Origin of the sequence: Brevundimonas sp. CEF1, from assembly GCF_051353055.1 — a bacterium.
GTDB lineage: Bacteria > Pseudomonadota > Alphaproteobacteria > Caulobacterales > Caulobacteraceae > Brevundimonas.
This window is the reverse complement of the sequence record NZ_CP195593.1, coordinates 2,479,329-2,503,815: the sequence shown is the minus strand read 5'-3', so window position 1 is coordinate 2,503,815 and position 24,487 is coordinate 2,479,329. Positions and strand designations below refer to the sequence as shown.

The 24,487-nt window shown below is 67.4% G+C and carries 22 protein-coding genes; 11 read left to right on the top strand and 11 right to left on the bottom strand.

Going from position 1 to position 24,487, the window contains the following annotated elements; all coding sequences use genetic code 11:
* Positions 1-195 precede the first annotated feature (195 nt).
* The 4 genes from ACR9FL_RS12740 to ACR9FL_RS12725 all read left to right on the top strand — a co-directional run bounded on the left by ACR9FL_RS12740 (position 196) and on the right by ACR9FL_RS12725 (position 2,413).
* Positions 196-741, top strand: coding sequence for a 5-formyltetrahydrofolate cyclo-ligase (locus tag ACR9FL_RS12740; protein WP_436355842.1), 546 nt, complete (start codon positions 196-198; stop codon positions 739-741).
* Positions 738-1,559, top strand: a complete 822-nt coding sequence (locus ACR9FL_RS12735) for a TIGR00282 family metallophosphoesterase (protein WP_436355841.1) — start codon at positions 738-740, stop codon at positions 1,557-1,559. The genes ACR9FL_RS12740 and ACR9FL_RS12735 overlap by 4 nt, the downstream gene beginning before the upstream one ends.
* Before the next feature lie 72 nt (positions 1,560-1,631).
* Complete coding sequence (locus ACR9FL_RS12730; protein WP_296175274.1) at positions 1,632-2,081, top strand: MotA/TolQ/ExbB proton channel family protein; 450 nt, start codon at positions 1,632-1,634, stop codon at positions 2,079-2,081.
* A gap of 26 nt (positions 2,082-2,107) precedes the next feature.
* Positions 2,108-2,413: a BlaI/MecI/CopY family transcriptional regulator gene (locus ACR9FL_RS12725; protein WP_296175276.1), complete on the top strand. Its 306-nt coding sequence runs from the start codon at positions 2,108-2,110 to the stop codon at positions 2,411-2,413.
* Here the strand turns inward: ACR9FL_RS12725 and ACR9FL_RS12720 are convergent.
* The 5 genes from ACR9FL_RS12720 to ACR9FL_RS12700 are packed head-to-tail and all read right to left on the bottom strand — an operon-like array spanning position 2,364 to position 8,411.
* Positions 2,364-3,803 (bottom strand): cytochrome P450, encoded by a 1,440-nt coding sequence (locus tag ACR9FL_RS12720; RefSeq protein WP_436355840.1) that lies wholly within the window; start codon positions 3,801-3,803, stop codon positions 2,364-2,366. The genes ACR9FL_RS12725 and ACR9FL_RS12720 overlap by 50 nt on opposite strands.
* A 59-nt stretch (positions 3,804-3,862) precedes the next feature.
* Positions 3,863-4,945: a glycosyltransferase family 4 protein gene (locus ACR9FL_RS12715; protein ID WP_436355839.1), complete on the bottom strand. Its 1,083-nt coding sequence runs from the start codon at positions 4,943-4,945 to the stop codon at positions 3,863-3,865.
* Between the two features lie 55 nt (positions 4,946-5,000).
* Positions 5,001-5,357 (bottom strand): indole-3-glycerol-phosphate synthase, encoded by a 357-nt coding sequence (locus tag ACR9FL_RS12710; protein WP_436355838.1) that lies wholly within the window; start codon positions 5,355-5,357, stop codon positions 5,001-5,003.
* Entirely contained in the window at positions 5,357-7,567 is a 2,211-nt protein-coding gene (gene purL, locus ACR9FL_RS12705; RefSeq protein WP_436355837.1) for a phosphoribosylformylglycinamidine synthase subunit PurL, read from the bottom strand. Before purL ends, ACR9FL_RS12710 begins: the two co-directional genes overlap by 1 nt.
* Before the next feature lie 46 nt (positions 7,568-7,613).
* On the bottom strand, positions 7,614-8,411 hold the full coding sequence (locus ACR9FL_RS12700; RefSeq protein ID WP_436355836.1) for a hypothetical protein: 798 nt from the start codon (positions 8,409-8,411) through the stop codon (positions 7,614-7,616).
* 130 nt (positions 8,412-8,541) lie between these two features.
* Here ACR9FL_RS12700 and ACR9FL_RS12695 point away from each other — a divergent pair, with 130 nt between their 5' ends.
* The gene (locus tag ACR9FL_RS12695) at positions 8,542-8,781 is read left to right on the top strand and encodes a hypothetical protein (RefSeq protein WP_296175293.1); all 240 of its coding nucleotides are present in this window, start codon (positions 8,542-8,544) and stop codon (positions 8,779-8,781) included.
* Positions 8,782-8,787: 6 nt separating this feature from the next.
* On the opposite strand, the gene purQ is transcribed toward ACR9FL_RS12695, so the two are convergent.
* A complete protein-coding gene (purQ, locus tag ACR9FL_RS12690) occupies positions 8,788-9,450 on the bottom strand; it encodes a phosphoribosylformylglycinamidine synthase subunit PurQ (RefSeq protein ID WP_292032795.1) in 663 nt (220 codons plus the stop codon).
* Positions 9,451-9,634: 184 nt separating this feature from the next.
* Between purQ and ACR9FL_RS12685 the strand changes: the two genes are divergently transcribed.
* The 4 genes from ACR9FL_RS12685 (at position 9,635) to ACR9FL_RS12670 (ending at position 16,052) form a co-directional block, all read left to right on the top strand.
* Positions 9,635-10,573: a D-alanine--D-alanine ligase gene (locus tag ACR9FL_RS12685; protein ID WP_296175294.1), complete on the top strand. Its 939-nt coding sequence runs from the start codon at positions 9,635-9,637 to the stop codon at positions 10,571-10,573.
* Entirely contained in the window at positions 10,561-11,415 is an 855-nt protein-coding gene (locus ACR9FL_RS12680) for a cell division protein FtsQ/DivIB (RefSeq protein ID WP_296175296.1), read from the top strand. Before ACR9FL_RS12685 ends, ACR9FL_RS12680 begins: the two co-directional genes overlap by 13 nt.
* Before the next feature lie 25 nt (positions 11,416-11,440).
* Positions 11,441-12,766 (top strand): cell division protein FtsA, encoded by a 1,326-nt coding sequence (gene ftsA, locus ACR9FL_RS12675; protein WP_105563928.1) that lies wholly within the window; start codon positions 11,441-11,443, stop codon positions 12,764-12,766.
* Positions 12,767-13,166: 400 nt separating this feature from the next.
* On the top strand, positions 13,167-16,052 hold the full coding sequence (locus ACR9FL_RS12670; protein WP_296175297.1) for a TonB-dependent receptor plug domain-containing protein: 2,886 nt from the start codon (positions 13,167-13,169) through the stop codon (positions 16,050-16,052).
* 234 nt (positions 16,053-16,286) lie between these two features.
* On the opposite strand, the gene ACR9FL_RS12665 is transcribed toward ACR9FL_RS12670, so the two are convergent.
* A complete protein-coding gene (locus ACR9FL_RS12665) occupies positions 16,287-18,332 on the bottom strand; it encodes an alpha/beta hydrolase family protein (protein ID WP_436355835.1) in 2,046 nt (681 codons plus the stop codon).
* Between the two features lie 281 nt (positions 18,333-18,613).
* Between ACR9FL_RS12665 and ftsZ the strand changes: the two genes are divergently transcribed.
* Positions 18,614-20,188 carry a cell division protein FtsZ gene (gene ftsZ, locus ACR9FL_RS12660; RefSeq protein ID WP_296178151.1) on the top strand — a complete coding sequence of 525 codons (1,575 nt, stop codon included), beginning with the start codon at positions 18,614-18,616 and terminating at the stop codon, positions 20,186-20,188.
* A gap of 184 nt (positions 20,189-20,372) precedes the next feature.
* Positions 20,373-21,272, top strand: coding sequence for a UDP-3-O-acyl-N-acetylglucosamine deacetylase (gene lpxC / locus ACR9FL_RS12655; protein ID WP_436355834.1), 900 nt, complete (start codon positions 20,373-20,375; stop codon positions 21,270-21,272).
* Positions 21,273-21,409: 137 nt separating this feature from the next.
* On the opposite strand, the gene pgeF is transcribed toward lpxC, so the two are convergent.
* From pgeF to lgt, 4 genes are read right to left on the bottom strand one after another with little or no spacing between them, the layout of a single operon-like run.
* Positions 21,410-22,180: a peptidoglycan editing factor PgeF gene (gene pgeF, locus ACR9FL_RS12650; RefSeq protein WP_436355833.1), complete on the bottom strand. Its 771-nt coding sequence runs from the start codon at positions 22,178-22,180 to the stop codon at positions 21,410-21,412.
* The gene (locus ACR9FL_RS12645) at positions 22,177-22,422 is read right to left on the bottom strand and encodes a helix-hairpin-helix domain-containing protein (RefSeq protein ID WP_296178142.1); all 246 of its coding nucleotides are present in this window, start codon (positions 22,420-22,422) and stop codon (positions 22,177-22,179) included. Before ACR9FL_RS12645 ends, pgeF begins: the two co-directional genes overlap by 4 nt.
* Positions 22,423-22,455: 33 nt before the next feature.
* Complete coding sequence (locus ACR9FL_RS12640; protein WP_296178139.1) at positions 22,456-23,529, bottom strand: class I SAM-dependent methyltransferase; 1,074 nt, start codon at positions 23,527-23,529, stop codon at positions 22,456-22,458.
* Positions 23,530-23,535: 6 nt separating this feature from the next.
* Positions 23,536-24,408: a prolipoprotein diacylglyceryl transferase gene (gene lgt, locus ACR9FL_RS12635; protein WP_297934579.1), complete on the bottom strand. Its 873-nt coding sequence runs from the start codon at positions 24,406-24,408 to the stop codon at positions 23,536-23,538.
* Between the last annotated feature and the right edge of the window lie 79 nt (positions 24,409-24,487).

Genomic DNA, 24,487 nt, shown 5'->3' with positions numbered 1-24,487 from the left:
GCGCTATCGCGCGGCCCGCGGGGCCTCGCTGCTTGAGCGTGCGCTATCGCTCTCCTGCCCACTCCCCTTTGCCGTCATCCTCGGGCTTGACCCGAGGATCGGGTTGGGCGACCGCTCGACCTATCCGGCCTACAGCGCGCCGGTGGGCTCGATCCTCGGGTCAAGCCCGAGGATGACGGCGGAAGGTGATGCGTGATGACCTCAAAACACGAACTCCGCGCCTCCATGCGCGCCCTGCGCAAGCGGCTGGCCGAGGTCGACAACGAGGCGGCCGAGCGCGCGGCGGGTCACGCCGAGGCCCTGCCGTCGGGCCCGACCGTGGCCCTCTATCGCGCCATGGGGTCGGAGTTGGACACCGACGCCCTGGCTGTCGCCCTGCATCAGGCGGGCCGTCGCCTGTGTCTGCCGGTGGTGATCGAGCGCGACGCCGCCATGATCTTTCGCGCCTGGGCGCCGGGCGAGCCGCTGGAGCTGGACGCCGCCGGCTGCCCCGCGCCCCTGCCGCTGGCCGAGACGGTGACGCCCGACCTGATCCTGACGCCCCTGCTGGCCTTCGACGCTCGCGGCGGGCGGCTGGGGCAGGGCGGGGGCTATTACGACCGGACTTTCGCGGTCCTGCCGAACGCGGTGCGCGTCGGCTTTGCCTATGCCGGTCAGGCGGTCGAGCGCCTGGCGCTGGAAGCCCACGACATGCGCCTGCATGGCGTTTTGACCGAGAAGGGCTATAGAGCCGTCCAATGAGATTGGCATTTTTCGGTGACGTGGTCGGCAAGTCCGGGCGCGATGGACTTTCGGACCACCTTCCGGGGCTGAGGCGCGACCTCAAGCTCGACTTCGTGGTGGTCAACGCCGAGAACGCCGCAGGCGGTTTCGGCATCACCGAGAACACAGCGCGCGAGATCTTCGCCGCCGGGGCCGACGTCCTGACCCTGGGCAATCACAGCTGGGACCAGCGCGAGGCCCTGACCTATATCGTGCGCGAGCCGCGCCTGATCCGTCCTGCCAACTATCCGCGCCTGATGGATGCGCCGGGTCGCGGCGCTGATGTCTTCGTCACCGCCGACGGCCGCCGGGTGCTGGTCATCAACGTCCTGGGCCGTGTCCACATGGACCCGATGGACGACCCCTTCAGCGCCGTAGAGCGCGAGCTGGAGGCCGCGCCCCTGGGCGTCGTCGCCGACGCCGTCATCGTCGACATGCACGCCGAGGCGACCAGCGAGAAGATGGGCATGGGCCACTTCTGCGACGGCCGCGCCAGCCTGGTGGTCGGCACCCACACCCACGTCCCGACCGCCGACGCCCAGATCCTGCCCCACGGCACGGCCTATCAGACCGACGCTGGCGGCTGCTGCGACTATGACTCGGTCATCGGCAACGACAAGGAAGAGCCGCTGCGCCGCTTCACCACCCGGCTTTCCGGCGGGCGCTACACCCCCGCCAGCGGCCCGGCCACCATCTGCGGCGTCTTCGTCGAGACCGACGACCGCACCGGCCTGGCGGTTCGCGTCGAAGCCATCCGCGTCGGCGGGCGGCTGAGTCAGGCGATCCCGCAGGTCTGATCCCTCGGGCTTGACAGTAAAGATTACGTTTGTAATCTAACAAGGCTACGCACGTAGTCTTGGGAGGAAGTCATGTCTGCACGTTCCGTATCCGCCTCGCTGGGTTTCACCCTGCTGGCGTTCCCTGCACTCGCCCAGGCTGAGCCCCTGACGCCAGGAGGCATCTTCGCCGACGCGGCGCCGTCGATGAAGCTGATCATGATCCTGCTGCTGGTCGCGGCTGTGGCGGCGGTCGCGGTGACGGCGCGCAAGCTGATGTCAGGACGTCACCTGTCAGGCGGTTCAGCCTTCCTGTCTGCGCTGCGGCTGGGCGGACCATTGATCGGCCTGCTAGGCGGGGCCTTCAACGGGCTGATGATCCTGATTGGCCTGTCTCAAGGGCCGCAGCCGTTTCATGTCGTGGCGCCCGGTCTGGCCGAGGCCGCCTTCCTGGTCTTTCTGGGCCTGTTCTGCGGCGTCGTGGCGGTCATCTGTCATTGGGCGGTCGAGGCGCGCATTGATCGCGCGGTCCTGCAATCCTGAAGCCGCCCGCCACGCCCGGATCGCGCGTGCCGGTGACCGAGGCGGAAGCCGAGGTTCTGGCCGCGCTGTGGCGCAAGGGGCCGCTGTCCTTTGCCTCCCTGATCGATGAGGTGAAGTCGGTCCAGCCCTGGGCCGACGCCACCATCAAGACCCTGTTGAACCGCCTCATGCACAAGGGCGCCGTCAAGTCGGTCAAGGAGGATGGACGACAGCGGTATCACCCCCTGATCAACCGTTCGACCTATATCGGGGGCGAGGTCGACGCCCTGGTTCAACGCCTGTTCAAAGGCGATCGCGCTGCATTGGCGGCCTTTCTGGCGACCGACGACTAGCCGCCTCGACCCGATCCCGCCGCGCCCGCAGCCGCAGCCGCATTGTCCGGCTGCTGCGCAGGGTCACCTGATGCACGGGGCGGGGCTCGACCGGGGAGATGGCCTCGACCTCGGCGGCTTTCAGGATTTCGGCCAGGGCGATCACGGCCTCCTGCATGGCGAAGGCGGCGCCGATGCAGATGCGGGGGCCGCCGCTGAAGGGCAGCCAGGCGTAGCGGTCGATCGACTTGCGGTTCTCGGGCAGGAAGCGTTCGGGGCGAAAGGCGTCGGGTTCGTCCCACAGCTTCTCGTGGCGGTGGATGACCCAGGGCACGATCAGCACGGTCTGGCCCGCCTTGACCTCATGCCCGCCGATGACGTCGTCGGCCACGGCCTGACGGATCATGGTCGGGGCGGGCGGGAAGAGGCGCATGGCCTCCTCGATCACCGCCCGGTGCCAGTGCAGGTCGCGCAGGGCGCCGGCGCTGCGATCCCAGCTGTCGGCTTCGGCCTTGAGAATGCCGGCCACGCGCGGATCGCGACTGATCAGGTGCAGGGTCCAGCCCAGGGTTCGCGCCGTGGTCTCATGCCCCGCCAGGATGAAGGTCAGGATATTCGACGCCACCTCATGGTCCGACAGGCCCGAGCCGTCGCCGTCCTCGTCTCGGGCGCTGAGCAGGGCGGTCAGCAGGTCGTCGGGCGCGTCGCCCTGCGCCAATCGGGCCCGACGCCGGGCCACCAGGGCGTCGACCCTGTCCTTGAAGAAGCGTGCGTCGCCGCCCGACGCCACCCGGCCCAGGCGCGGTATCCAGTCGGGCGCCTTCAGCGCGTCCAGCGGACTGATCCGCGCCCCGACCGCCAGGAAGTGGTTCAGCGCCTTCTCGAAGCCCGCCGCATCCCCGTCCAGATCGTCGGAAAACAGCGTGGCCGACAGGATGTCAAAAGTCAGGCCGCTCATCTCGCTGTCGATGTTCAGCACCCGCGCGCCGTATTCCAGTCCCCAGCCCTCGACCCGGCGGCGGCAGACCCGGTCCATCGCTTCGACCGTGCGCGTCGTGTGGGCCGGCGTGAACAGGGGGGCCATGATGCGCCGCGCCCGTCGCCATTGGTAGCCCTCGGTCAGCAACAGGCCGTCGGCCAGCAGGGGACCCAACACCCGTCTTTGCAGGTCGCCCTTCTCATAGTTGGCGGCCTTGTCGGTCAGGACATGGCGCACGCCGGCCGGATCGCTGACCACCAGGGTCGGCCCCAGCGGCGAGGCGCCGTCGATGTAGAGCTCCCGGAAATCGGCTTCGGACCAGATTTGCAGAGGATCGCGCCAGCTCTGCCACAGGAACTGCGGCAGGCTCATCCTCCGGGTGCGGCGTGGCGGCGTCCACGGGCGGAAGGTCGAGGCGGCGGCGTCGGTCATGAAGCGCTCCTTCTCAGGCGGGCTTCATATTTATTGACGATAATGTCAAAAGAAAGGGGCTATCCGCGCGAACCTCGCCTGGCCCGCTTGGACTGGACCAGGGTCGAACGCAGGGCGGACAGTTGCGCCGCGCGACGCTGAGGCGTGTGCGCCTCCATCACATAGGCCTGGGCCGAGCGTGCCATGGTTTCGCGTCGGCCGGGATCGTCGATCAGGGTTTCAAGGGCGTGGGTCAGACCCTGGGCCGTCAGATCATCGACATAGAGGGCGTGCGGGCCGCTGGCCTCACGCAGTCCGCCGCGTCCCGACGAGATCAGGGCCGCGCCCGCCGCATGGGCCTCCAGCGCAGTCAGGCCCAGAGGCTCGGCCCAGACCGAGGGCGTCAGGGCGACGGCCGCCGTCTGCATGACCTCGCGCACCTTTACCAGAGGCGCCGAGCGCAGAACGACGACGCGCTCGCCGTATCTTTCCAGCGGCGCGACGTGGGGCGAAGCCCAGGCTTGGTGCCGCTCCCAGTCGTTCAGCATCAGCACAGCGCGCCAGTCGGGGTGACGGTCGAGGACGGCGGGCAGGGCTGCGCAGATCAGGTCCACACCCTTTTCCGGCATGGCGCGCCCGGCGAAGGCGATGACGGGCTGGCGGTTCTCGATGGGGGCGCGCCACAGGTCGAACTCGATGGGATTGGGCACGGCGAAGGCCTTGGCCTTCAGACGTGGAAAGTCCTTCAGGAAGTCGCTCCGCGCCGCCTCGCTGACGAAGATCAGCCCGTCCATGCGGTCATAGCGCCGCTCATAGCGCCACCGATCAACGGCATGGCGCGGCGGCTTCACCGCATTGTGGCGATAGAGGGTGACAGCGGCGTCGGGAAAATGCCGGGCGAGGGCGACGGCCTGCTGGGTCTGCTGGTGGAACTCAATGACATCTGGCCGGTAGTCGGTCAGGGCCTGACGCAGGGCCTTGAGCCGATCGACGGCGGGCAGGGCTTGGGCCATCGGCACATCATGCGCGTCGGCGCCCTGGCAGCAGAAAACGCGCACGGACCCCGAAGCGGCCTTTGCCAGGGTTCGCGCCACTGTCTCCATGGAGTTCGGTTGCTCGCGGCAGAAGCGCGCGCCGACCGGCATGACCACAGCTGTTTTCACGCAGAAATCCCCAATGCGGCCGTCATGCTAATGCGGGCTGGGGGCGGTTTTGGGGCTATCGTGCGGCGGCGTGCGCTTCGAGCGCCTGCAGACGGCCTTCCTCGGCCTTAAGGTCGCCGGTCAACTGGCCTTTGAGGGCCGGGTCGGTGGTGGCGGCCAGCAGGACGCGGGTGTCCTCGACGGCCTGACGGCGCGCGGCGATCAGGCGCGAAAGCTCGTCGCCCTCGGCGGGCGTAGAAGCGGCGCGCCGGACGGCGGCCGCCTCCTGTTCTTCCGTGGTCTTCAGCGCGGCCGCCTGCCGTGCGGCGGCGGCGTCGCGCAGGGCGTGCTGGACCGGGTCGCCGCCCTCGAAGTCGCAGGCGGCCAGCAGGGCCGCGCCAGCGACGACGAAAGCGACGGCGCGCAGGTGCATCAGCCTTCGATCCAGTTCGGCATCCAGCTTTCGTGGATCTCGCGCAGGTGGGCGACGGGGATGCGGTAGAGCTCGCCCTTCGGACCCGAGGAGGCGAAGTCCGCGCCCTTGGCGGCGCCGACGACCGAGGCGTGCAGACCGGCTTCCTGAGCCTTGACGATCAGGGCCTCGGCGTCCGAGACGGCGACCAGATAGCGGGCCTGGTCTTCGCCGAACAGGAAGCCGTGGGCGTGGGCGGCGCTGGAGGCGTTCAGCTCGATGCCGACGTCCGAGGCCAGGGCCAGATCGGCGGCGGCGCCGACCAGACCGCCGTCCGACAGGTCGTGAACGACCGTCAGTTCGCCGGTTTCGATCAGGCCGCGCACGAAGTCGCCGGTCTTGCGTTCCAGCTTCAGGTCGACCGGCGGGGGGGCGCCGTCTTCGCGGCCTAGAACTTCGCGCAGATAGATGGAAGACCCCAGCTCGCCGTGGGTCTGGCCGATCAGGACCAGGACATCGCCCTCGACCACGCCGCCGAAGCCGGTGACCACGTCATAGTTGCTCAGCAGGCCCACCGCGCCGACCGTCGGGGTCGGCGGAATGGCGACGCCGTTGGTCTCGTTATAGAGGCTGACGTTGCCCGACACGACGGGGAAGTCCAGTTCGCGGCAGGCCTCGGCCATGCCGTCGGTGGCGCGCACGATCTGGCCCATGATCTCGGGGCGCTGCGGGTTGCCGAAGTTGAGGTTGTCGGTGATGGCGATGGGGCGCGAGCCCACGGCGGTCAGGTTGCGCCAGGCCTCGGCCACGGCCTGCTTGCCGCCCTCATAGGGGTCGGCCTGAACATAGCGCGGGGTGCAGTCGCTGGTGACGGCCAGACCCTTGTCCGTGCCGTGGACCCGAACCACGCCGGCGTCGGCGCCGGTCGAGGAGTCCTGCAGGGTGTCGGCCATGACGTGGCGGTCGTACTGTTCCCAGATCCAGCGCTTGGAGGCCATGTCGGGGCAGGCGATGACCTTGATGACCGCGTCGTTCCAGCTTTCCGGGGCCGGGACCTCGGCCGGGTCGAGGCGCGGCTGCAGTTCCGGCTGGACCCAGGGACGGTCATAGAGGGGGGCGTCGTCGAACAGCGGGGCCAGCGGCACGTCGCAGACCACCTCGCCGTGATGCTTCAGCACCAGATGGCCGGTGTTGGTCGTCTTGCCGATGATGGCGAAGTCCAGGCCCCACTTCTGGAAGATGCGATAGCCGACGTCCTCGAAGCCGGGCTTCAGGACGGCCAGCATCCGCTCCTGGCTTTCCGACAGCATCATCTCATAGGCGGTCATGCCGGTTTCGCGCTGGGGCACCTTGTCGAGGTCCAGCTCGACGCCGACGCCGCCCTTGCCGGCCATTTCGACCGAGGAGGAGGTCAGACCCGCTGCGCCCATGTCCTGAATGGCGGCGACGGCGCCCGAGGCCATCAGCTCCAGCGTGGCCTCGATCAGCAGCTTTTCGGCGAAGGGGTCGCCGACCTGGACGGTGGGACGCTTGGCCTCCGACTCGTCGTCGAACTCGGTCGAGGACATGGTGGCGCCGTGGATGCCGTCGCGGCCCGTCTTGGAGCCGAAGTAGACCACGTCGTGGCCGGCTTCCGGCGCGGCCGAGTAGTAGATCTCGTCGGCGCGCGCCAGGCCGACGCACATGGCGTTGACCAGGATGTTGCCGTTGTAGCCCTTGTGGAAGTTGGTCTCGCCGGCGACCGTCGGCACGCCGACGCAGTTGCCGTAGCCGCCGATGCCGGCGACCACGCCCTTGACCAGGCGCTTGGACTTCTCGTGCGAGGGATCGCCGAAACGCAGGGCGTTCAACAGGGCCACCGGGCGGGCGCCCATGGTGAAGACGTCGCGCATGATGCCGCCCACGCCCGTCGCCGCGCCCTGATAGGGCTCGATGTAGGAGGGGTGGTTGTGGCTCTCCATCTTGAAGATGCAGGCGTCGCCGTCGTCGATGTCGATGACCCCGGCGTTCTCGCCCGGACCGCAGATGACGCGCGGTCCCGTGACGGGGAACTTCATCAACTGCTTCTTGGAGGATTTGTAGGAGCAGTGCTCGGACCACATCACCGAGAAGACGCCCAGCTCGACCTGGTTGGGCTCTCGGCCCAGCCGGTCCAGCAGGACCTGATACTCGTTCGGAGCCAGACCGTATTCAGCGGCCAATTCTGCGGTGGTCTTTTGCGGAGCGCTCATGGGCGGGGCTTCTAGCCGGGTCTGAGCCTCCTGTCAGCCCGTCCGATTAGCGGGCGCGCTCGATCCCGCGTTTCAGACCGAATGTGATGATGACGGCGGCGACCGCCAGCAGGAAGGCGGCGCCTAGGGCGGTGAAGCCCAACATCGGATTCCGCTCCTGCTCCGCCACGAAGGCCCCCACCAGACCCCAGGCGATCGGCAGGCTGTAGGCCAGGGTGCGCAGGTAGAGCGTCACCTCGATCGCCACCAGGACCACGACCACGATGGCGACGATGGCCCAGGCCGTGGGGGAGGCGAAAGCGGGCAGGGCGTCGAACGCCGTCGCCGTGGTGATCAGGTTCAGCGGCGCCGCGACCGTCAGCCAGCCCGCCAGCGCCGCCAAAGGCCAGATCAGGAACCAGCGGTCGCGGTCCATCACCCCGGTCATGCGGATGGTCCTTCCATTGACCAGAAGCGGAACCAGCAAGGCGAGAAGCGAAGCGAAGATAATGATCACGCTGGCCGCCTTCAGGTTCAGGGCGGCGGCGACGATCCACATGCCGATGCCGAACATGGCCACCGCCGAGGGCCAGCCCATGCGGTTGATCAGCACGCTCTCGCCGGTCTGGGGCAGGGCCTGGCGAACGGCATAGGCCAGCAGGCCCAGATAGATCAGGCCCCAGATCGAAAAGGCGTAGCCCGCCACCTGCAGGGTCTGGTCCCCGTCCGCCGCGAACTCAGCCTGCGACAGGCCGAACCCGCCCAGGCGCTGAACCACGGGGACCACGACGGCGAAGACGGCGGCGGCCAGGACGACCAGGCGGCGGGTCCGCTGGCGGGGCGTGGGGCGTTCGATGGCGGACATGCGGGCGTCTCCGGCTCAGCTTCGCCATACATACGCGTCGGGCGCCGGTTTGGTTCAAGGGACGGCGACGGAACTCTCTGGGGGCCGCCCCGCTTAGGTCAGGACAGACAGCTGGCTCAGGAGATGCGCCATGGCCGACCCCGACGACCTGCCGGACGACCCGGCCCTCGACACCGAGGAGGTGGAAACCAACCGCGCCCTGGAACAGGGCCTGGGCGTCGGCGCCCGCGAACTGGCCGCCATCGGCGAGTCCGGGGCAAAGGGCACGCTGGAGCGCCCGCTGGATGAGGACGGCGAGCCGGTCGAGGAGGAAATCGAGGTCGACGAACTGGGCCGCAGCGCCAGCGTCCTGGACCGCGGCCGCAAGTAAGAGGGCTTAGGCCGCCGCGTAGATGCTCTGGAACAGGGTGGCGCCGTCGGCGCTGCCCAGTTCGGCTTCGAAGGCGCGGTCGGGGTGGGGCATCATGCCCAGGACGTTGCCGCGCTCGTTCTGAATGCCGGCGATGTCGGCGACGGAGCCGTTGGGGTTGTCGACATAGCGGAAGACCACCTGGCCCTCGCCCTCGAGACGGGCCAGGGTCTCGGCGTCGGCGAAGTAGTTACCGTCGCCGTTGCCCTGGGTCATGACGACTTCGCGCTGGCCCTGATAGCCCGAGGTGAAGCGGGTCTGGCCGTTGGCGACCGTCAGGCTGATCGGCTTGCAGACATATTTCAGACCGGCGTTGCGCAGCAGGGCGCCCGGCAGCATGCCGGCTTCGCACAGGACCTGGAAGCCGTTGCAGATGCCCAGGACGGCGACGCCGTCGTCGGCGGCCTTCTTGACCGCCTGCATGATCGGGGCCTGGGCCGCCATCGCGCCGCAGCGCAGATAGTCGCCGTAGGAGAAGCCGCCCGGCAGGACGATCAGATCGAGGCCTTTCGGCAGCTCGGTCTCGGCGTGCCAGACCATTTGGACCTGTTCGCCAGTGGAACGTTCGACGGCGACCTTGCAGTCGCGGTCGCAGTTGGAACCCGGGAAGACGATGACGGCTGCGCTCATGGGCGGGCCTCCTAGCATCAATTGTTCAGGATGTCAGGCGTGGCCGATCAGGCTTTTCAAGGCGTGCGTTTCGCCACTCCCGATCCGCGATGATCCGGTGCGAATTCCGCATCCGTCCCGCTATCGTTTCCAACCGGTTAACCGTATTCAGTCCATAGGGGCGGGCTAGTAGTCGGATCGTCCCATGCGCGCGCCCCTGAACACCCTTCACGTCGCTGTCCTGATGGGCGGCCTGTCGTCCGAACGCGAGGTTTCGCTGTCCTCGGGTCGCGGCTGCGCCGACGCCCTGGAGGGTCAGGTCGCCAAGGTCACCCGCGTCGACGCCGGTCGCGATCTGGCTCAGGTGCTGACGGCGCTGAAACCCGACGTCGTCTTCAACGCCCTGCACGGAAAATGGGGCGAGGACGGCTGCGTCCAGGGCATCCTCGAGACTCTGAAGATCCCCTACACCCACTCCGGCGTCCTGGCCTCGGCCCTGGCGATGGACAAGGACAAGTCCAAGGCCGTGCTGAGCGCGGCGGGCGTCATCGTCCCCGGCGGCGGCCTGTTCGACCGTCATGAGGTCGCACGCGGCCACGTCATTCCGCCGCCCTATGTCATCAAGCCGAACGCCGAAGGCTCTTCGGTCGGCGTCTATGTGGTGCACGAGAGCGCCGAGTCCCCGCCGGTCGAGATCGGCGCGCCCGAATGGAAGTATGGCGACCTGGTCATGGTCGAGCCCTTCATTCGCGGCAAGGAACTGGCCGTCACCGTTCTGGGCGAGGCGACCGGCCCGCGCGCCTTGACCATCACCGACATCACCCCGGCCAAGGGCTTCTACGACTACGAGGCCAAATACGCCGAGGGCGGCTCCAAGCACGTCCTGCCCGCCGATCTGCCGGCCCATGTCTTCGAGGCGGCCCTGCGTCAGTCCGAGCTGGCCCACACGGCCATGGGCTGCCGCGGCGTGTCGCGATCCGACTTTCGTTATGACGATGTTAAGGACGTTCTCGTTCTTCTGGAGGTCAACACCCAGCCCGGCATGACGCCGACCTCGCTCAGTCCCGAGCAGGCCGCCCATGTGGGGATGGCGTATCGTGATCTGGTTCGGTGGATGGTGGAGGACGCCTCATGCCCGCGGTAGTGCGTGGCGGTCGGCGACAGGGTTCGACGAAGGGCAGGGGGCAGGGCTCCCGCAACGCTCCGGCCACGCCGGGCAAGGTCGCCGCCATCGGTCGGCTGGACCTGTCGCCGCGCGCCGTCCTGATCTCCATCGTGGCGGGCGTCGTGGTGCTGGGCGGGGTCCTGGCCACCGGGGCGCGGGCCGAACGCATCTCCAACTCGGTTTCCAACAGGTTCGACAGCCTCACCTCGGGCATGGGCCTGAAGGTGAAGAAGCTGCACGTCACCGGCGCCTCGCCCGAGGCCCGCGCCGCCATCCAGCAGGCCGTCGGCGTCAGCGCCGACCAGCCCATCGTCAGTCTGGACCTGAACGCCGTGCGCGACCGGGTGCAGGCCGTGGGCTGGGTCAAGGAGGCGCGCGTGGTGCGCCTGCTGCCCGACACCCTGATCGTCGACGTCAAGGAACACGACCGTCTGGCCGTCTGGCAGACCGGCGGCCACGCCTATGTCATCGACAGCCGCGGCCAGGTCATCCAGGGCGCCGACGCCGGCCGCTATCCCAGGCTGCCGCTGGTGGTGGGCAAGGGCGCCGATCAGACCGCGTCTGAAATCCTGCCGCTTCTGGCCCAGCGCCCGCGTCTGATGGCCCGCATCGAGGCCCTGGTCCGCGTGGACGAGCGCCGCTGGGACCTGCGCCTCAAGGACGGCGCCCTGATCCAGCTGCCCGCCGTCGATCAGGACAGCGCCCTGATCCGCCTCGACGCGCTGGACCAGCGCGAACGCCTTCTCGATCTGGGCTTCGCCCGGGTCGATCTCCGCACGCCCGAGGAGGTCGCCGTCCGGCCCTCCGAAGGCGCCGTCTGACACAAATACCCAGGACACGATCATCATGGCCGGACGCAGCCGAGACACGAACACGGATCAAGCCAAGGGCGCCCCGCGCGCTCCGGCCGTGGCCGCGCTCGACCTGGGTCAGTCCAAGGTCGCCTGCTTCATCATGAAGCCCGAGGGCGTGCGCCACGCCGACCGCACCATTCGCGTCGCCGGCGCCAGCCATGTCCAGTCGCGCGGCGTGCGCGGCGGAGCCATCGTCAACATGGACGAGGCCGCCCAGGCCATCGGTCACGCGGTCGAGCGCGCCGAGCGCGCCGCCGGTTCGCCCGTCTCCGGCGTCATCGTCACCACGGCCATCGGCCAGATGGCCAGCCACCGGGTCCAGGCCCGCGTCTCGCTCGGCGCCCATCCGATCAGCGACGGCGACCTGGCCCGCGCCATCGGCATGGCCCTGGCCCAGATCCGCCTGCCCAACCGCCGTCCGATCCACGTCCTGCCCATCGCCTGGTCGGTGGACGGGGCGCGCGGCGTCCATGACCCGCGCTCCATGCGCGGCGGCTCGCTGGGGCTCGACCTGCTGGTCGTCTCCATGTCCGAAGGCTCCTTCGGCGCCCTCAGCCACTGCCTCGAACTGGCGCACCTCGACCTGCAAGGCGTGGCCGCCGCCCCCGTCGTCTCCTCGCTCGCCGCGCTGGAAGAGGACGAGATGGAGCTGGGCAGCGTCTGCATCGACATGGGCGGCGGCTCGACCTCGGCGGCCGTCTGGGGCGGCCGCAGCCTGCTGCACATCGAATCGCTGAACGTCGGCGGCGATCACGTCACCGCCGACATCGCGCGCGGCCTGTCGACCTCCAAGGTCGGCGCCGAACGCCTGAAGACCCTGCACGGCTCGGCCATGGCTTCGGCCAACGAGGACCGCGAGATGCTGGAGGCCCCGCCGCGCGGCGAGGACCCGTCCGCCGGTCCCGTCATCGTCCCGCGCGCCATGCTGAAGACCGTCATCGCCCCGCGCGTCGAAGAAACCCTCGAACTGCTGCGCGACCGGCTCAAGCACGCCGGCGTCGGCATGGACCCGGGCGCGGGCATCGTCCTGACCGGCGGCGCCAGCCAGTTGAACGGCGTGCGTGAACTGGCTGTGCGCGTCTTCGACCGCCCGGTCCGCCTGGGCAAACCGCAACGCGCGCCCCACCTGGCCGACGCCGCCTCAGGCCCGGCCTTCTGCTCGGCCTCGGGCGTCCTGCTGCGCGCCGCCTACGGCCCGCGCGAGGCCGTCTCCGCCCGCAAGCTGATGTCCCGTCAGATCACCGCCGCCGACGCCCCCAAGGTCCACCGCGGCGGCATGGTCGCCCGCGCCGCCGGCTGGCTGCGCGACAACCTCTAGGCCGCCCCTGGGCCGCTTGGCGGCCCCTGCGGGGCAGGGCCGGTCCCATTCCTGTCTGATTTAGGCGCACGGCGTCTGATAGGTGTTTGTCGGAAACGCCTCGAAGGGCGCTGCCTGCGCGCGATTTGTGCGTCATCTCGGCCAAAACGAGAATGATCTCCGCTCAAGGAACGGGTGTCGGCCATCTGTGACCGGACTGTGTCTCCATTGTTACAGGTTTGACGTGCGATGGCCTGATTTGGGTCACAAAGCTTGTCGCTGCGGTAAATTTAGCTAGACGGGACGCTTGGGCTGCGGACCGACCGTTCGATCCGCAGAGGTTTTCATCAAGAGTTGGGGCGACATTCATATGCACTTGAAGCGTAAGTATTTGTTTGGGACGACGGTTTTGGCTGGCGTGATGGCTGTCGCCGCCCCCGCCTTGGCTCAGACCACCACCCAGTCCGCGACGACGCCGCCGGCGTCGACCACGCAAACGACCCAGGTTTCGGAAGTGGTCGTCACCGGTTCGCGCATTCGCCGGAGCGAGTTCACCAGCACGCAGCCGATCCAGGTGATCACGGCTGAGCAGGCTGAACTGAAGGGCACCGCTGACGCCGCCACGGCTCTGATGTCGTCGTCGCTCGCGGCCGGCTCGTTCCAGCTGAACGACCAACTGACCGGCTATGTGACGGCTGGCGGCGGCGGCACGCAATCGGTTGCGCTGCGCGGCCTGGGCTCGCAACGCACCCTGACGCTGCTGAACGGCCGCCGCGCAGGTCCGGCCGGTACGCGCGGCCAGGTGCAAGCCTTCGACCTGAACGTCATTCCGCAGTCGGTGGTCGAACGCTTCGACATCCTGAAGGACGGTGCTTCGTCGCTGTACGGTTCGGACGCCGTGGCCGGCGTCATCAACATCGTCACCAAGCGCGATCTCGATGGCGGCTACATGAGCGCCTACGCGAGCCAGCCGTTCGAGGATGGCGGCGAAGTCTACCGCATTGACGGCAGCTACGGTAAGACCTTCGACCGCGGCTATTTCAGCGTCGGCGCGGAATACTATCGCGCTGAAGCGCTGCGTCGCGCGGATCGCGATGACACGGGCTGCCAAGCCGACAACCTGCACAGCGCCGCTACCGGCGAGCGCGTCGACTACATCGATCCGCGCACGGGCAAGTACAAGTGCGTGAACTTCACCAACCAGTACGTGTCGGTGTCGGGCGTGGGTTCGCTGGTTCGCAAGGACCTCTCGGGTTACGGCTACAACTACGACACCCCGGGCAACACCTCGCCGTATGCGGATTGGGCGCGCTTCAACAACTCCGCTGACAAGAACACCTACCTCTACGCCCCGACCGAGTCGGAGCTGTGGAACCGTTCGACCGTCATCAGCCCGACGGAACGTGCGACCCTGACCTTCATCGGCGGCTATGACCTGACGCCGAACGTCGAGCTGTACACCGAGCTGATGTACAACCGTCGTGAATCCTCGCAGAACGGCGTGGGCCAGATCTTCCAGAGCTTTGCTCAGCGCAACACCGTCAACGGCGCGCCGAACAACCTGCCGATCTCCAACCCGAACAACCCGTTCGGCCGCACGGTTCAAACGGTTGGCGTTTATGAGTCCAGCTCGAACCAGGTTGTGGACTATTACCGCGCCGTCGCCGGCGCCCGTGGCCAGTTCTCGGCCTTCGGTCGCAACTTCGACTGGGATGTCTACGGCCAATATTCGCTGTCGGACGCCGTCTATGACAACGGCCCGCGCGTTTACCTGGACCGCTTCCTGGCCCTGAACAGCCCGGACGTGGCCTGCACCAACAACCCGGTCGGCGGCAACGTCTCGAACTTCGACTGCGCCGCTCTTCCGAACGGTATCCCGTGGGCTGACGCTCGCGTTCTCGCCGGCAACTACACGCAGGCTGAGCGCGATTTCCTCTTCATCAACGAAGAGTACACCACGACCTACGACCACGCTTACATCGAAGGCGTCATCAGCACGGACAACCTGTTCTCGCTGCCCGCCGGTGATGTCGGCTTCGCCTTCGGCGCTCAAATCCGCCACGAGAAGATCGACGACACTCCGGGCGAACAGGCCGCCAACCGCAACATCGCGCTGTACACCAGCGCTGGTCGCACGGTCGGTTCGGACGACATCCGCGAGGCCTTCGCCGAGCTGGACGTGCCGCTGCTGAAGGCTATGCCGTTCGCTGAATCCCTGACCCTGAACGTGTCGGGCCGCGTGTCGGACTATGACAGCTACGGCACGAACTCGACCTGGAAGGCCGGTCTGAACTGGCAGATCACGCCTGAGTACCGTGTCCGTGGTTCGATCGGCACCTCGTTCCGCGCTCCGGCGCTGTACGAACTGTTCCTGGGCAACCAGACGGGCTACGGCTCGCAGGCTTCGGTCGACCCCTGCTATAACTATGGCAACAACAGCGCGATTGACCCGAACGTTCTGGCCGCATGTCAGGCCCTGGGCATCCCCGACGACCACACCGGCGGTTCGAGCGCGACCATCTTCACCAACGGTGGTGCAGGCGTGCTGGAAGCTGAAACGGCTGAGTCGCGCAGCCTGGGCGTGATCTGGACGCCGCGTTTCGCTTCTCTGTCGGTCGCCGTCGACTACTTCGAAATCGAAATCGAAAACGAGGTTTCGCAGTTCGGCGCCTACAACATCATCGAGTACTGCCTGCGTGGTCGTACCGATTTCTGCAGCCTGTTCGAACGTGATGCGGCCACCAACTACATCACGACGGTCAACAACAGCTACGTGAACATCGCGACGCAGTGGAGCCGCGGTATCGACCTGACGCTGCGCTACGACCGCGACACGCCGTGGGGTGATCTGACCTTCCAGACGCAGAACACCTGGAAGCTGGAAGACCGCACCAACACGCTGGGCGGTGAAGTCGAAGACTACCTCGGCAACACCTTCAACTACTCGGGTCCGCAATACGCCGGTAACCTGAGCCTGACCCTGCGTTCGGGCGACCTGACCTGGAACTACGCCGTTGACGCCATCGGCAAGGGTTCGGACTACGACCAGTACGGCTATCGCACGGCCTACTCGGCCAAGTATGGCCAGGAAGTCGCCTACAAGATGTGGAACGAGTTCACGACCTACCACTCGGCCTCGGTTCGCTTCGCTCTTGAAGACTGGACCTTCCAGGTCGGCGTGAACAACCTCTTCGACGAGCGTCCGCCGTCGTCGGACGCCTCGACCTGGCGCGTGGGTACGGCCGCATTGAACGGTTACGACATGCGTGGCCGTCGTGGCTTCATCCGGGTTGGTCGCAGCTTCTAATCCAGCGACACTCGACATCGGAAAGGGGGCGGTTTCGACCGCCCCCTTTTTTGTTTGTTCCAAGGCCCGACAATCGAGAGCCTGGAGCCTGGAGCCTGGAGCCTGGAGCCTGGAGCCGAACGGCGAGGGGCTGTCCGGTCGCGTGGATCAGGGAACGGGTGGTTGGCTCCCGTGGGGCAACAAAAAACCCCGGCAGCGAAGCTGCCGGGGTTGGTTTCCAGGTGGACGCCTAATCTACAGGCCGCCGTTGCAGCCATCGCGGAAGTAGGTGTCGATAAGGCCGAGTTGCTGGGCCATTATCGCGCGCGTCCATGCGTTGCCGTGACCGTAGTCCGTCAACCGCGTGAACTGTACGTCTTGTCCGCTTGAGCGAGCTTTATCCACGAACCATTCCGAATGCTCGATCGGGGCGGTTTGGTCTCGTTCGCCATGATAGAGCATGATCGGGATGCTGATGGTGTTTGCGACCGACGAAGGGCTCAGGCCCTTGACCGTGTCGCGCTGAGCTTCGCGCGTGTAGGGGTTGTTGAGCAGGGAGTCGCGAATTCGCGACAGGTCGGAGACGCCCGCGCCTGCGATGGCGCATTTGTACAGCCCGTTGGGACGCACGGCGGCGACCATGGCGGCGTAACCGCCATAGGAGAAGCCGAACATCGCCACATGGCCCTGTTTGGCGAGACCTTGGTCCTGAGCCCAGACCACGGCGTCATCCAGGTCATCCTGCATCTTCTGGCCCCACTCGCCGTCGCCCGCGCGCCAAAGGGCTGTGCCCCAGCCGGAGGAGCCACGGAATTGCGGCTGGATGATTGCGTAGCCGCGCGAGGCCAGAAGGGCTGGCCACATCGAACCGTCCCATTCCATGTCGTCGCGCGCCCACGGGCCGCCGTGAGGCATGATGACCGTGGGGTAGGGGCCCGGCCCAAACTGCTCGGCGTTGGGGCGCGTCACAAACGCGGGGATGAGTTGCCCGTCGCGTGCGGCGTAGGTCGCGTAGGACGTGGCGCCCAGCGCCGCGGGGGCGATGTCGGGGTAGGGCTGAGACAGAACCGTCAGTTGCTCTTTATTGCGCAGCAGGTAATAGGCGCCGGGATCATTGGCGCTGCCGGCCCAGACGATGATCGTGTTCAGGTCGCGAGACGCCGAGACGATGCGGGCGTGCTTCCCTGCTTTGTAGGGGATGGTCTGATGTTGTCCGGTGGCGGGATCGACGATGTCGATCGGCGTCTCTTGAATGCCGAGCGCCGCGTTGATGCGGTTCGTCAGAGCCTCCAGCTCGGGAAGAACCGGGTAGGTTTCGCCGCGCAGGCCGGCGTAGCTAAAGCTGGCGATCTCTCCGAAATTATCGCCTGGAATATCCCACACCGAAACGCCCGTGGCTTCGAACAGGGGGTGGCTGAAGGCGACCTCGCCCAGGCGCCGCGCGGCGATATCGTATTCGAGGATCGCCGCCTTGTCCCGCTCGCGGTTTGACACGACGAAGGCGATGTTCGGGTCTTTGGAGAAGCCGGCTACGGAAAAGACCTCGCGGTCCTTGACGTAGTTCCTGACATGCTCCTCCCACGCGCCGGCCGCGTTGCGGAATTCCGTCGCGACATACAGGCCGTTGCCGTCGCGGCCGGCGCGGCTGCGCGCCCGCAGATCGCCGTTCAGATCGGTATCGTATCCGTTGACGCGCTCGCCCGAACGCAACACGCGCTCGGACCGATGCCGACGAACATTGTACTTGTATATGTCGCTGCCGACGCTGATCAGGATGTGATCCGGATCGTTGGGAAGGGCATCCAGAACGCGGGCGCTGGAGCGGCTCAGTTGTTCGCGTTCGCTTTCCGAGCGGGTCTGGATGGTCGTCAGGGGATCGTTCCACGCACCTCCATTGACGTTGATCAAGTATAGCTTGCTCGCGAAGGTCTTGAAGGAGCCGGATTCGAACGGCTGCCAGGCTGAAATCGCCACGACGCCGTTCTTGACGAACTGAACGCCCTGAACCTTCATGTGCTGCGCGCCGAGGTTGCGCGGCTCGTTGGACAGGTTGGTTGCGTCCCAGATTGTGACGACCCGTTCTTCTCCGCGTGATTGTACGGCGGCCAGGTGTCTGCCGTCGGGCGACACGGTCAAGCTGGCGAGCGCGGGATAGGCGGCCAATTGTTCAATCGTCGGCGCGCGGAAAGCTTCGGCGGTCGCGGCGGGCGCGGCGGATGTCTCCGCCGACGCCGCTGCGGCTGACAACATCACCATCGCGGCGACGCCCGCAGCCAAGGCCGTTCGTTTTACAGTCTGCATTTTTGCCCCCAAGGTCACTGGTCGACTATTCCTATCGACTACATGTTTCTGCCACATTCTGGAGGGGCGCGTCCCGATCACAATTCACTGTTGGGCGCGAATTTCGGAATAACGTTATGAAAATCCACCGGCTCAGCTTTCAAATCCGGCGACTCATATTACCGGGGTAACACTCCGTTAACGCAAAGAGGGTTTTCCTTAACGCGCTCATAACCAATGCGATTCGGCGGGGATTTCGCATTGGGGTTAACGGGCAGGGTCGGAAAGTCGGAACAACAATCATGTCTCTCTCGCTGGTGAAGCCGCAACACACGGAACTGAAGCCCCGGATCGTCGTCTTCGGCGTCGGCGGCGCGGGCGGGAACGCCGTCAACAACATGATCGACGCCGGCCTTGAAGGGGTCGAGTTTGTCGTCGCCAACACCGACGCCCAGCATCTCAGCTTCGCCAAGACCGACCGCCGCATCCAACTGGGCGAGACCATCACCCAGGGCCTCGGCGCCGGCGCCCACCCCGAAGTCGGCATGAACGCCGCCGAGGAGAGCGCTGACGAGATCCACGCGCACCTGGACGGCGCGCACATGGTCTTCATCACCTGCGGCATGGGCGGCGGCACCGGCACTGGCGCGGCCCCCGTCATCGCCAAGTGCGCGCGCGATCGCGGCATCCTGACCGTCGGCGTCGTGACCAAGCCCTTCACCTTCGAAGGCCGTCACCGCATGCGTCTGGCGGACTCCGGCGTCGCCGAGCTGCAGCGCTACGTCGACACCCTGATCGTCATTCCGAACCAGAACCTGTTCCGCGTCGCCAACGAGCGCACGACCTTCGCCGACGCCTTCGGCATGGCCGACCAGGTGCTGCACTCGGGCGTCCGCTCGATCACTGACCTGATGATCCTGCCGGGCCTGATCAACCTCGATTTCGCCGACGTCCGCGCCGTCATGTCCGAAATGGGCAAGGCGATGATGGGCACGGGCGAGGCCACGGGCGACGATCGCGCCCTGCTGGCCGCTCAGAACGCCATCGCCAACCCGCTGCTGGACGAGACCAGCCTCAAGGGCGCCAAGGCCGTGCTGGTCAACATCACCGGCGGTCTGGACATGACCCTGCTGGAAGTGGACGAGGCCGCCAACGCCATCGCCGCCGAAGTGGACGGTGACGCCAACATCATCTTCGGCGCCGCCTTCGACCCGGCCCTGGACGGCAAGATCCGCGTCTCGGTCGTCGCCACCGGCATGGACGAAGCCGTCATCCAGAAGATCGAGCCGCAGGGTTCGGCCTTCTCGGACCGCCGCCCGGCCACGGCCGCCGCTGCGCCGCGCCAGCCGGAAGTCCGCATCGACCCGGTGCGCGAACCGGCCCGCGCACCTGAACCGGCCCCGGTCTATGAGGCCCCCGCCGCCCGCGCCGCACCCGAGCCGCGCCCTGAACCCGTCATCCACGACGCGCCCCGCACCCTGGAGCCGATCGTCGATCCCTGGGTCGAGGAATATGAATCCGGCGCCGTCCGCGCTCAACCGGCCGCCGCGTCGGCCGAGCAGGGCGACCTCTACTTCGACCGCGGCCAGCAACAGCAGCCTCAGGCTCGCCCGGCCCCGCGTCGCGAAGAGCCGGTCGCTGAAGAAGAATACTACGACGACCGCGATCACCGCCGCAGCGGCTGGAGCCTGTTCGGCAAGAAGCGCCAGCAGCCGCAACAGCAGCAGCCGTCCTATGCGCCGCAGCCGTCGTCGAACCGCACCACCCAGCAACTGCGGCAGACCCAGGCGACCCAGCCGACCCAGGACTATCAGGCCGGTCACGCTGAGGACGACGACCTGGAAATCCCTTCCTTTCTTCGCCGCCTCGCGAACTGATCGGAAGAAGCCCTGATTGAAACGCCCCGGAGCCCGGCTCCGGGGCGTTTTCATTTGTTTCTAGCTGTCGCCAGACCGAAACAATCCGAAACCCATCTTTCATTTCGGGCTTGAGCCGTCGTGGTTAAACGACACCTGAGGCGAACTCCGCACGCGCGGAGCCGCGCAATACAGAGAGTGTCCATTGTCGGTCCGTAACGACCATCACGAACAGACCATCGTCGCTCCGGCCATCTGCGCCGGCGTCGGCGTTCACACCGGCCAGCGCGTCAAGCTGGTCGTGCGTCCGGCCGCGCCCGGCGCGGGCATCGTCTTCGTGCGCGCCGACATCACCGACCGCGACAACCGCATCCCCGTCTCGGGCGAGGCCGTCATCGACGCCCGCCTGAACACCATGATCGAGAACGCGGCGGGCGTGCGCCTGTCGACCATCGAGCACCTGATGGCCGCCCTGTGCGCCCTGGGCGTCTCCAACGCCGTGATCGAGGTCGATGGCCCCGAGCTGCCCATCCTGGACGGTTCGGCCCTGCAGTTCGTGCAACTGCTCGACCGCGCCGGTTTCCGCCGTCAGGAAGCCCCGGTCCGCTACATCGAGATCCTCAAGCCGATCCGGGTGGAGGAGGGCGACAAGTCCGCCGTCCTTCTGCCCTGCGACCGCTACGAGATGCGCTTCGAGATCGACTTCCCCACGCCGGTCATCGGCAATCAGGTGGTGGACTTCGTCGTGGACGAGGCGACCTTCCGCTCGGACATCATGGCCGCCCGCACCTTCGCCTTCGCCCATGAGGTCGAGGCCCTGCGTCAGGCCGGTCTGGCGCGCGGCGGTTCGCTGGAAAACGCCGTGGTCATCGACGGCGACGAAATCCTGAACCCGGGCGGCCTGCGCATGGAACGCGAGTTCGTGCGCCACAAGGCCCTGGACGCCATCGGCGACCTCTACGTCCTCGGTGCGCCCCTTCTGGGCCGCTACGAAGGCGTCAAGGCGGGCCACGCCCTGAACAACAAGCTGGTCCGCGCCCTGCTGGCCCAGCCCGCCGCCTGGCGCGAAACGACGCGCGTCCCCGACATGGCGATGGCGGGCTAAGTACTCTTTCCTCCCCATTTCATAGGGAGGTGGCGCGGCGCGATAGCGACGTGACGGAGGGGGCGTCTCGACGTCAGCCTTCTGTGTCGCCCCCTCCACCGCTACGCGGTCCCCCTCCCCACAAGTGGGGAGGAAAATCAGGTCTGCGTGATCGCGCTGATCAACCGCCCGAAATCCGGTTCTCCCGCCAGAAACGCCCGGCGGTTCGAGTAGAAGCGCGATGCGTCCGCGCGCGTGTCGTCGCCTGTCCAGGCGGCCTCGCCGACGCCGGCCTGCTCCAGCCGCCACAGGACGAAGCCGGGCAGGTCGAACAGGCGCTTGTCCGCACCCGCGCCGGGGGCGAAGAAGCGTTCGCTGCCCGGATCATGGTGGGCGAACCGCTCCTGATAGTCGGCGCCGACCTCATAGCTGGCCTGGGCGATGCAGGGGCCGACGACCGCGACCATGCGGGCAGGGTTTGCGCCCAGGGCCTCCATCGCCGCGACGGTCGAGTGGACGATGCCCCCCAAGGCGCCCTTCCAGCCGGCATGGGCCGCGCCGACAACGCCGGCTTCGGCGTCGGCGAACAGGACGGGCGCGCAGTCGGCGGTCAGGACGGTCAGGACAGGGCCCTTGACCCCGGCGACCACGGCGTCGCCCTCGGGCCGTTCGCCTGCCCAGCCGGCCTCGGCCACGCGGGCCACGGCGGAATGGATCTGATAGCAGCCGCACAGGTCGTCATAGGCGCCGCCCATCCATTCGGCCACGCGGCGGCGGTTCTCAGCCACGCACGCCGGATCGTCCTTGGACCCGACGCCGGTGTTCAGTCCGGTGTAGATGCCCTCTGACACGCCGCCCTGGCGGGTGAAGAAGCCGTGGCGCACCCCGGCCTTGTCGAGCAGGGGGTGGGTGATCGGGTTCAGGCTCATGCGGCCTCCACAGAGATACGGGCGGCTTCGACGGCGGCTTCAATCGCCTTGCGCGCCTGGGGGCTGTTCTTCCAGCAGGTCGAGCCGACACTGACGGCGGCCCCAGCGCAGACGACGGCGGGATCGGCCTGAGCCAGTCGCTCAAAGGCGCCGAGGCCCTGTTCCTCCAGTCGCTCAACCACCTTGGGCCCGACGCCCTTCACGGCCAGAAGCACGGCCCGTTCCTGCTCGGAAAAACGCATCGTCACACTCCCTGCGGAAACAGGCCGCAGTCCTCAGAAACCCGGCAGGACCAGCGAGCGGGGCGAGAAGATCGCCGCCGCCTTGAACAGTTCGCCCATCTGGTCCGGCGCGGTCAGGCGGTCCAGCTGGCGCTGGATGACCGGGGCGGCGTCGGGGCGGGCCTGCATCAACCTCTGGGCGCGGGCTTCGATCCCCAGGGCCTTGAGGAAGGCGCCCTGACCGACGCAGCCGGTCACGTCGGCGCCGCTGCGCACGGCGGCCTCCAGCACCAGCGGATAGTCGGCCCATTGCGTCAGGTCGGCCTCGCCCGGCGTCGTCAGGGGATCGACCTTCTGGTGTCGCCGCAGGCCCTGCAGGGTGTCGCCCGGCCCCGGCTGGCTGCGGCCATAATCGATCAGCAGGGCCGCGCCCGAGGCGGCCTTGACCAGGGTCGCGAGATCGCGCGCAAAGGCCGCCTGCTGCTCCGAAATCTCGACCACCTGGCCCGGCTCGACGTCGTACTCGGGCCGGTCGAAGCCGCCGGATATGGCGACCAGGCCGAAGGTCAGCTCATTGTCGTCGGTCACGCCGACGCGGCGCTCGGCCCAGCCGCCCTCGGTCTTCATGAACTGGCGCGCGGGCATGCAGTCCAGCACTTCGTTGCCGATCAGGATGACGGGGGCGTCGGTCTCGATCTGATGCAGGGCGCTGAGCCAGCGCGGGTGGACGTCGGCGTCGGCCAGCCGCCGCGCCTGTTCGGCCCTCAATGGCGCGCTGGGCTCGATCAGGATCAGGTCCACGGCCTCCAGGAAGCCGGGGACCAGCCGCGCGGCCCTCAGGGCGTCCGAGATCAAGGTCCCGTCGCCCGGCCCGACCTCGACCAGCCGCACCCGCTCGGGCGCGCCCAGACGGCTCCAGACCTCGATGGCCCACAGGCCGATCAGCTCGCCGAACATCTGGCTGACCAGAGGCGCGGTGATGAAGTCGCCGCCTTCCCCCAGCGCTGGGCGCGTCGAGTAATAGCCGCCCCTGGGGTCGTGCAGGCAGCGGGTGACATAGTCCGCCACGGTCATCGGCCCGGTCAGCACGATCTCGCGGACCAGACGGTCCTTGAGGGTCTCGGTCATGACGCCTTACGCCTCCGTGACGACCGGCTTCTTCAGCGCCCGCCAGATCAGCCAGGCGCCGGCCAGCATCATGGGGATCGACAGGATCATGCCCATGGTCAGGCCCAGCGGCAGGTTGTCCAGGCCGACGTCGGGCTGACGCACGTTCTCCAGCGCGGCGCGGCAGACGCCATAGCCCAGCAGGAAGAGGCCGGTGACGAAGCCCGGACGCTTCAGCATCTTCCACTTCCAGATGGCCAGCGACAGGATGGCGAACAGCAGCAGACCCTCCAGGCCCGCCTCATAGAGCTGGCTGGGGTGGCGCGGCTCGTTGCCGGCGGGGCAGAAGCCGTACATCTGTTCGATGCGGGCGTTGCAGAAGCGGATGGCCCAGGGAACCGTCGTCTCGCGGCCCCACAGCTCGCCGTTGATGAAGTTGGCGATGCGGCCGAAGAAGAGGCCCAGCGGCGCGACCGGGGCGATCAGGTCGCCCAGGCTCAGCGGATTGATCTTCTGGCGGTTGGCGTAAAGCGCGATGGCGATAACCACGCCCAGGAAGCCGCCGTGGAAGCTCATGCCGCCGGTCCACAGCTGCAGCAGCTCCAGCCGCTCGCCCCAACTGTCGCCGGTGAACAACTGGGCGAACATGGCCGGCTTGTAGAAGAGGGCGTAGCCGAAGCGGCCGCCCAGGATGACGCCCAGGGTGATCCACAGCACCAGGTCGTCCAGTTGCGGTCCCGTCACCGGCGGCTTGCCCGGCGCCCACAGGCGCTCCGTCTTGGCCAGACGCGAGGCGTACCACCAGCCCAGCACGATCCCGGCGACATAGGCCAGGGCGTACCAGCGGATGGGCAGGGGCCCCAGATGGATCAGGACAGGATCGAATTCGGGGAAGGGCACAGGGCCTCCGTCAGCGCCGTTTGGGACCCGAAATCATCTAGCAAGCGAGACTGCATTCGTCGCGCGCTTTTCCCGCGAA